The organism is Polaromonas sp. P1_F1 (assembly GCF_056405795.1).
In genome coordinates, this window is the sequence record NZ_JBFUBJ010000016.1 from 1 (window position 1) to 9,711 (window position 9,711).

The 9,711-nt window shown below is 61.2% G+C and carries 3 protein-coding genes; all 3 read right to left on the reverse strand.

The features are described 5' to 3' along the window. A partial coding sequence (locus AC1DZE_RS23155) for a hypothetical protein (protein ID WP_477700605.1) occupies positions 1 to 239 on the reverse strand: 239 nt, incomplete at its 3' end. A gap of 669 nt (positions 240 to 908) precedes the next feature. Next, on the reverse strand, positions 909 to 1,379 hold the full coding sequence (locus AC1DZE_RS23160; protein WP_477674235.1) for a hypothetical protein: 471 nt from the start codon (positions 1,377 to 1,379) through the stop codon (positions 909 to 911). Positions 1,380 to 1,391: 12 nt separating this feature from the next. Then, the gene (locus AC1DZE_RS23165; RefSeq protein WP_477700606.1) at positions 1,392 to 9,674 is read right to left on the reverse strand and encodes a LysM peptidoglycan-binding domain-containing protein; all 8,283 of its coding nucleotides are present in this window, start codon (positions 9,672 to 9,674) and stop codon (positions 1,392 to 1,394) included. Positions 9,675 to 9,711: the final 37 nt, after the last annotated feature.

Genomic DNA, 9,711 nt, shown 5'->3' on the forward strand with positions numbered 1-9,711 from the left:
GCTTGCTTGCTGGAGCCGTCGGCCATCAGTACGCGATTGCCGGCCACAAAGCAGGAGGCAGTGCAGGAGTCGCACGAAGCGGGAACGATCTCTTCCTGGCCCGTCTGGCCCTGCTGCGCTGAGCGATAAGGCCGCTTCGTCACCGACCAGCCTTCGTTCACGTCGTCCTGGGCTTTCCTGCTCGGGATGTATGACTCGTCTTTGCCAACAAAAAGACCACCTTTGGTAATTCCACCCATTTTTAACTCCAGTTAGGTTAATTAGGAACACAGGCACTTGTCGGGAGCCTTCGAAATCCACGGCTCCCACTCAATACATCCGGCACCCTGAAGAATGTTTATCGTGGCGGCGAGCGTTGGATTGCGCTGGAGTCTGGCCGCGCGCTGGGTCAGGTTCGACGGCATTCAACCGCCTGTCGGCTCATAGCGTCGTACGGCGACCTGCAAATCAGTGATTTTCAAGCGAATAATGGCTGTAGACCAATAGGGATATGCGCAAGCAGCTATTGAATTGATAGCAAATTCGATGAGTAGGTCAACCTGTCTTGGGGAGCCACTTGAGGCGTGGTTTTTGAAGCTTCAACTGGACACCCTCGGCGCATGCGCTCGGATTGCCCTGAGCCGCGTTGTGCCTGTCAAGCTTCCGGCCCACAACCAGGTTTACCGGCACTACGACGATGAAGAGTCTCTTAAGGGAAGAGACTGCTACCACCTGGTGGTGGTACCCAGCTGTCGGCGATGGCGTTCTAGCTTGAATTTTTCCAGTCCGCCTATGCTACGAACAGGATACGGTGCGATACGGATGAGATACGAAGAGTTCGATTCGGATACAAAGACGATACGGGCACCAGTCAAGCGCCCTCAGCATACAAATTGCCCGGGTCCATTTGGCCGTACGCTGCGCCATAACTAGCTCCGTTTGCTGAACATCAGCCCTTCCTGGACCAAGCTAATCTCGGCATCCCGCATTGCCCAGGGTGCCATAGGTAATGGCACGAGCACAGTGTTCACGCCACCTTCCGTAAAAAGCAAATTGATCACTGCTGTCTCCAGATCACGCTTGAGCTTTTCTTTATCCACCGTCAACGCAGCTTCAGATGGAGAAGTCAGAAATTCGGTAACTAAAACAGTATCGTCTTCACGTTTCCCCGCAAAATGCGGCGAAATTGCACTGCCACGATTCGCACTAATACGGCAAATTTCCGCTCCCCGAAGCCTAGCTAGGACCAGCTCAGCCTCGTCTCGGTTCGGTCCCTTCGCTTCCGCCAAAGGGTTGCCAACCCCATCCTTGATAAGGATGCACATTGCGGTCTCGGCCAACTGTGTTGCTACAGCATCCCAGAGTCCTGACCTTTTTTCGGGATTTTCAGGTAGTAACATTTCGCGTCCTCATCACTTCGAGCCGTAGGGCTTGGTGTAGTAGTTGTCGATGAGATATTTTCTCTCACCGAGATAGTCCTCAATAAGTTGCCGACGTGCCGTGATATCACCCAGTTCCCTAGCTGTACGAATTTCACCCAAATACTGGCGCCGCTCCGTTCCCACACGTGCACTAGGATTCTCATAGTAATAGCGCTGACCAGGAAACCCTAACGCCGCGTCGTCAACGAAATGTCCGTACTCGTGCTTAATGGCGGACAGAGATGAATTCGGGTCAAAAACGATATTGCCGGGGCGACCACCGCTCGGCGCGGGGCCATATGCAAACTGCCCTTCGCGATAGCTGATATCGACACCCTTCTCCTTCAAGTCTTTAACGATGGCATTAAGCTCAGCGGTATTATTGACGCGGGCAGGGCCCATCGTGCCAATCAACCGGTCACCGCCCGAATTCATTACTACGTTATTTTCCCCCATCGTTGTATTTGAAACGCGACCTGCTCCCATAGCCACTACCGTAGCGGCCGTGTTGAACACTTGCCCGCCAACTATGCCCCAGTCCCTATTAGGCGCACCGAGCGCTCCAATCAATCCGATACCTGGCGCACCACGTACTGCTCCCGTTATGCCAAGCCCAATCGTACCGGCGACGCCATTTTTCTGAATGCTCTGAATCAGTCCGCTCTCAGGCTGATAGGCAAACACCTCTCCGGTAAGCACACTGCGTCTCGGGGAAATAGCGTTGCGTGCATACCCCCCACCATCACCAGTCAACTTATACAGCCCAACGCCCGCACGAGGCAGTGCAAGCCACGCATCAAGCGCTGCGCCACCAAATCCTTTCATTCCACGGCCAAACTGGTTAAACGTAAAAAAGGCGTCTACATCACCTATTGGCGTAATGGACCCATTCCCAGACGGCACTCCGGCTCCTCCACCGCCGCTTGGATTTACCCTATCGAACTCGTCCATTTCTGCCTGCGTCATGCGCGGCTCTTTGACTGTCACCTCCGGCAGAGTTGGTGAGTCACTCCAGGAGGCGTACGGGTCACCTGTGGCGCCACCCATGCCGCTTGCGCGGTATGCATCAGCCATGGCCTGCATGTTGTTAAGTGCTTTTTCCGTCGAGAGCTGAGCTGACAACGCTTTCAAATCCGTCGTATTGCGCTGTAGTTGGTTGAGTTCACGCGTCTGCGCAGTGTTGATGACGTTGGACTCGCTGTTGCTGAGTCCTTGTCGGTTGCTCAGGCTAAGCCGATCCGCAGCGCTCTGGACTTCCCCACCGTAGGTCTTCGCATACAAGCCGCCCATTGAGGGCCGCACTTCATCATCCCAGCGCCCAGGCCCAGACCGGGCCAGCGCCGTCTGTATACGCGCATCCCAGTTTTGATCGTTAATCTCGCTGCGCCTGAAACTTTCCTGCGCCACCTGACTGAGCGCGGCACCCTGCTCTCCCTCATTGCCAGCGCTGCCTTGCCCGAAAGAATCAGCGACTGATCCCGCCAGTGCATTGCCAAAAGCATCCGCCGCAATCTGCTGCACGGCGATCTTGCCGCCCCGGGCGATGGCAGTGGCCGTACCCGCGGCCAATCCGGTAATGGCTCGTGCCACGAACGGGTTGATGTCTGTTTTGCCTAGCGCACCGCTAACCGCCTGACCAACACCGGCGCCCACTGCGCTGGCAGCTACACCCTTCCAGTCAAAGTGATCTTGCAGACCCGTCACAACACCAATGCCCTGGCTCACAGCATTGCCCATGGCTGCCCTGGCAATCACATTGCCAAAGGTTGCGGCACCTCCCTCCAAAGCCGTGGCGCCGGTGATGTTCATTCCCTGCAAACCGCCGCTCACGGCGCCGCTGATCGCGCCCAGTGCAACTTGCTCCCAACTGAATCCATCCTGCACACCCAAAATGTTGCCAGCGATCTGACCCGCAATGGAGCCTACCGCACCAGCCACAGCCAAAGTACCTATAGTTCCTAGGGCACTTCCCGCGACTGCTGCAGCACCTGCACCTGCGCCGCCCATCACGCTGACACCTGCACTCATGGTTCCGCCGAATCCCCCGCCAAATGCACCCGCAGTTCCGCTCATCGCGCCAGCGGTATAAATAGCGGCCACCACGACGATGGCAATGACAAGCACCTGCCCAAAGAAGCCGCACCCGTCATCGCCGCTCTGCGCCGCCGGCGGCGGAGGCGTCGGCAGGTTGGGCGTGGTGTCGCCCACGATCGCGCTCGGGTCGTAGGGCTTGAAGGTATTGGCGTTGTTGTTGATGGTCCCGACCCGGTTGGGGATGGTCAGGGTCTGGCCTATCCTCAGGTCGCTGTCGCTGGCCAGGCCGTTGGCTTCGGCGATGCGGTACCAGAGCGAGCTGTCGCCGTAGGCGCCCCTGGCAATGCTTTGCAGGGTGTCGTTGGGCGCCACGATGTAGGTGCCCGGGCTGGGCTTGGGATAGCTGCCGTTGATGGGCTGGTAGCCGAAGTTGAAGTCGACCACGTTGGCGCCGTTCGAGGCATTGCCGTAGCGGCCCAGCACTTCGCCCGCAACGATGAGCTGGCGCTGAACCTGGCCGTTCTGGGCGGTGTACAGGGCCTTGCCCGAAGCATCATTGACGAAGTTGCGGTTGACGGCGCCGTTGGTGCTGTCGGTGATGGCCGTCAGGTTGCCGTTGACGTCGTAGTAGCTGCTGGTGGTGCCGGCCGAGAAGTAGGTGCTGGTGCCGTAGACACTGGCTTCCTTGTAGCCGTCAAAGCGGTTTTGCGCGTAGCTGTAATAGTTGGTGTAGGCCGTGCCTTCGTAGTTCTGCAACGCGTAGCTTTGCAGATTGCCTGCGGCGTCATAGCTGGTGTAGTTGATGTCGTACTTGGCGCCGTTGTCGCTGCGCAGCACACGCTGGTACAGCATGCGCCCGTTGGCATCAAAGCGGTTGATGCGGGTTTCGCTGCCGCTGGCGCCTGATGCGCCGCCTGTGAGGGCATTGACATAGCCTACCGGCAGGGTGCCTGCGGGGCCCGTCTGCAGAACGCGGCCGGCTCCGTCGTAGTAGCGATAGTCCAGGTGCACACCGTCGCGCACCACGCCCATCAGACGGTTCAGGCCGTCGTAGCCGTACGTCTCAACGGTGGTGCCCTGGTTGGCGTAGTAGTCGGTCCGGTAAATCGGCGTGTAACCGACGACGCCCCAGGTCGTGATCAGATTACCTGACTCGTCGTAGGTGTAATTTCCCGATTCATCCAGCACGGGGATGCCGCCATAGATGGGGTCGTAATGGTCAACCACCTGGCCGGACGTGACACGGTTGCCATAGTAGGTGTCGCTCATCCGGTTTCCGCTGCCGTCGTAGGTGATGCGGTGGCCTGTGGTGCCCAGGTTACCGGCGGCATCTACCGCATCGACCACGGTCTGCCGGTTCATGGCGTCGTACTGGAAGTAGCGGTCTGCATCCACCGCGCCGCCCCCATTGATGACGTGGGTCTGGATACGGGTACGGTTACCCATCTTGTCGTATTCCAGATTGATGAAGGCACGGGTGTCGCCCACCCAGCGCAAGCGGCCCAGCGCGTCGTAGGCCATGGAGTTGTCCTGGTAGGTCACTCCACCCTGCACCACTTTTTCGCGTACCGAATGGCCACCCAGGTCCCACGCATAGGTGGTGACCTTGCCCATTGCTGCGTCAGTGTTACGGACCAGCTGGCCGGCAGCGTCGTAGGCGTATTGCAGGTTCTGGCCGCGGGTGCTGGTCTGTGAAACCAGCTGGCGCGCATTGTCGTAGGTGTAGGTGAATTTGGCGCCGCCCAGGTCGGTGTGGCTGTAAAGCTGGCCGAAGTAGTCGTAGTTCCAGGTGGCGCTGTTGGTGTTGGCGTCAACCTCGGCCGACTTGCGGCCACGCAGGTCGAAGGTGGCCTTGACGGTTTGGCCCAGGGGCTGGCGGGTCGCCACGACGTTGTCGAGCATGTCGTAGGCGTAGCTCAGTGTCTCGTTGTTGCCATTGGTCGAGGTGAGTTTGCGGCCCGCCTGGTCCCAGGTGCTGGTCTCGGTGATGGCGCGGGTGTTGACATACGCCAGCCAGTTGGATGCGCCTACGGTGTAAACAGCCTCTGTTGGCCGCACGGTGCTCAGCAGGCGGTTGAGTTTGTCGTAGTTAAAGGTGGTCACAAACGCGCGCGCGTCCCTGACCTGCACCTTGTTGCCGAAAACGTCATACCGGTAACTCACCACGCCGGCATCGGCATGGGTTTCCTTGACGAGGTTGCCGGCGGCGTCGAACTCCTGCAGGTTGCTGTTGCCACGCGCGTCTGTCATGGCCAGTTGCCGGCCCATGCGGTCGTAGTAAATGGCGGTGACAGGGCTGGCCGCGCTCTGGTTTCCGTCGGTATCGGCCTGGCTCTGGCGCACGATCTGGTTGTTGGCGTTGTAGCTGTAGGTGGTCTTCCAGGCCGGGGCCCGCGGGTCGTTGATCTCGAGCACATTGCCCCAGCGGTCGGTCTTCTGGTTGACGACCGGCCGGCTCCACTGGCTGGTGCCCGCCGTTGCCGCGGACACCGGCACGGGCAACCAGCCCGAGCTGGTTGTGGCACCGCCGGAAACCGTTGTCAGCACCTGGTATTCATAGGCCGCGAGGTTACGCGTTCCGGCGTCATAACGCAGTGCGTCGCCGAAGTTCACAAGGCTGACAGTCTCAACCGGTGTGGTGGCGCCAGCCGGGCGCAACTGCAGCTGCAGCGTGGTCGACGCATCTGTCGGCGCCGTCAGCTCAATGCTGCTTCCGTTGGTGCCGAAACTGCTGCGGTCGGTGATGAGCCGCCAGTTGCCCTGGTAATCTTTTTTGTACAGGCGCATGCGAGTCACGGCAGAAAGGCCACCCACCACGCCGGAGTCGACCCAGCTCATGGTCATGCCACTGGGAGCCTGGTCCCCGGTCAATGTGCGGGTAATGCTGGAGGCGACCGCGCCCACATATGAGCTGGTCCCAATGACGTTGCCGGATTCGTCCTTAGCGGGGGTATACGTGCCGTCTTCACCATAGACCATGGTCTGGCCCGACACGTAGGTGTAGGGCTGGGTCACGTAGTCAATCGTGACCTGAATATCGCCACCGCCGAGATTGGCCAGAGACGACCAGCTCAGGTAGACGTTGTTGCTGCCGTACCAGCCGGTGCTGTTGCCATTCCAGTCGTATGCGGGATAAGAAACGGAGGCAATGCCCGCGTTGGCCTGGTTCGCACGGACGGCCACACCGCCCTGGCTTGTCAGGCGTTCGGCCTGGAGCTGCTGGGTGACGTGGCCGAGCGCGTCATACTGCACGTCGGTGCGCCGGACATCGGCCAGGCCGGCTACCTGGTCAGCGCTCGTATACGCCAGCAGATTCAGGTTGCCGCGGCCGGAGCCCGCGCTGCGGATATCGGCCGTCTGGTTACCCTGCAAATCGTACAGAGAGACCTTGGCGATACCGTCACCGCTGTTGGTGCGCCAGAGACGGCCGGCGCTGTCGTAGTCGAAGTACTCTTCGCGCCCGCCATTGATGCCCTTGCGCGTCATCTCGCCGAAAGCGTTGTATTCGACCGCAGTGTCCACCACGCCGGCCTGCGCCTGGCTGACGGTGGTGATGCCGGAGCCGTTTGCCTGCGCGGGGCTGCCTTGCCACTTCATGGCCCAATTGCCGACCGCATCCTGCTGCCACACGCGTATGGTGAACAGCTGCGAGATACCGCCATCGACGGAGCTGGCATTGCCCCACGCCAGCGTCACGCCGCCAGCCGCATTGGCCGCATTGAAGTCGCGCGTCACGCTGGCCGCGTGGGAATAGCCGCCGTCGAAAAGAAGAACGCCGTTTTCATCGCGGCCGATGTACTGGGGTACGGCCACGGTCTGGTAATCCAGCTGGACCCTCACAAGGCCTCCGCCGGCGTCAATCAGCGACGACCAGCCGAGTGTTGCGCTATTGCCGGCGCCTGTCAGCGCATAGGCGCCGCTTTCGTCATAGGTAACGTAGGTATAGGTATCCGAGGAAAACCCCGTCGTCAGGCCGCTCTGCAGCACCGTGGTGGAGGCAGGATCGATGACGTGGGTCTGGCGGCCCAGCTTGTCATATTGGTAGACGCGGAATTTGGTCCTGGCGACGCCGTCATTGCCGGTGACGGCTTGCCACTCCTTGGCGATGTTTCCGTGCGCGTCGTAGGAGCTGTAGTGGTTGTAGCCCAGTGCGTCGGTCACCTGGGTGGCATGGCCCGAACGGTCGTACGCGGCCAGCGTCGTACGGTCAGAGCCGGATGCCGCGCCCTGCGTGAACGCTGTGGCGGTCGCCACTGCCGCGCCGTTGGCGAGCTCCACCTTGCTGACCACGTTGCCATAGGCATCGCGGCGGAACAGCGTGAGCGGCGTGAGGACCACGTTGGTGCCCGGCGTGACCACGTCGATGCGCGAGGGCTCGGCCACCGCTGTCACGCGACCCATCGCGTCGTAGTAACTGTAAGTGGTGGCGCCGGTGGCGTCAGTGGTGGCCGTCTTGTTGCCGACGGCGTCATAAAGGTAGCTGGTGACCGCGTTCCCGCGCACGCCGGTAGTGCTGGCGGTAGAGACGCTGTAGAGCACATTGACGCGCGTGTCCGACAGCTTGCGGTTGCCGCGGTCAAAAATCGAGGTCGTCTTGCGGTCGTCGTTGGCGGAAACAACAGGAGCCGGCGCCGCGGTGTGGGCGACGGAACTGTTCCAGCCCACGATGGCGCTGGCGTACTCGGTACGGTCCACGACATTGCCGGCTGCATCAAAAGCCTGGGTCGTCAGGTAACCCAGGGCATCGACGATGGCCGTCTGCCCCCCGCGGGCATCGTAGAAGTATTCCGTCGCGGTCCACGTGTCGGTGACGGCATTCTTGAGCAAGGCGACACGGCTGAGGTCGCCAAAGGCGTTGTAGCTGTTGCGCGTGGTTTTGCCCGCGGTGAAATACTGCGCGCCCGCGGTGGCTGTTGAATCGTAGGCGTAGCCCTGTGGCTCAATCACCTTGGTGACGCGGCCCAGGCGGTCGTACTCGGTCAGCAGAATGCGGTCGGTACTATGGCTGAAGCCGACCGCGGCCAGGGCGGCGCCTATCTGCGTGCTGCTGAGCCGCGCGGGGTTGCCGGTGAGCAGCGTGGTGGCCGAACCGTAACGCGTCAGCGTGGTGACTTCGCCCCAGGTGTCGCGCGCATAGCCCGTCACAAAGCCGAGGGCATCGACGTCATAGCTGAGACGGCCGAGCCTGTCGTAGGCCTTGTAGCTCATGGCGCCGGCAACGTCGCGGTTGGCGACGGCATTGCCGAACACGTCGTAAGTGGTCTGGCTGCTCAGCGTCTGCAGGGTTTCAGTGCGGGTGGCAAGCCCGGTGGCGCCGTTGACGGTGACGTTGTCGCCAGCAGCGTTGTAGACCGAAACCGGCGGAAAGATCGTCTTGACCTGGCGGCCGACAGCGTCGTACTCGTAACTGGTGGTGCGCTCTTCGGCGCGGCCCAAGGCTTCGGTACGCGACAGCAGGTTGCCCAGCGCGTCGTACGTCATGCGGGTCACGATGCTGGCGTTGCCGCTGAGCGCGGGGTTGACTTCCAGCTGGCCGGTCGTGGCATTGACCTGCAGGCCGGTCACCGCAACCTGGGGGGAGGTCTCGGTGACGAGACGGCCGGCCGCGTCGTAGCCGTAGTTCCAGGTGGCGCCGTTCTTGTTGGTGAACGTGAGCTTTTCACCGATGGCGTTGTAGGTATTGGATTCGGTGAAGCCCAGGGCATCGGTGCTACTGGTCAGGCGGCCCGCGGCGTCATAGACGAAGCTGCTGCTGCGGTCATTCGCGGCCGAAGCAACGATGGCCCCTGCGATCGCGGTGGCCGTGCCGGCCGTTGCTGCCGGTATGGCCAAGGCATATTCGGTCACACCCTTGATGGCGCCGTTGCCGTCGTACACCGTCTTGCGGACATAGCCCAGGGCGTCAACGCCGTAGACCTGGCGATTGCTGGCGTCGAAAGCGCGTTTCTCCACGCGGTCGTTCGCCGCGTTGGCCACCACCAGCAGAGCGACGGCGGAGGTCGAAGCCAAGGCCGGCAAGGTAGACACGTCGACCAGCGCTGCGTAGCGCCGGGTCTGCACGGCATTGCCGGCGGCGTCAAACGTGGTTTCGGTCGCGGCCCCGCCGGCATCGATGCGGAAAACCTGGCGATTCGCCCGGTCATAAGCAAAGCGCTCGATGCGGTCGTTGGCGGCACTGGCAACCACGGCGGCCTGAATCGTGTCGGCATCCGGCGTGGTGGCGGCCACGGGCGGCGCCACGGCTGTTGCATAGGCCAGCCTTTGCGCCACATTGCCG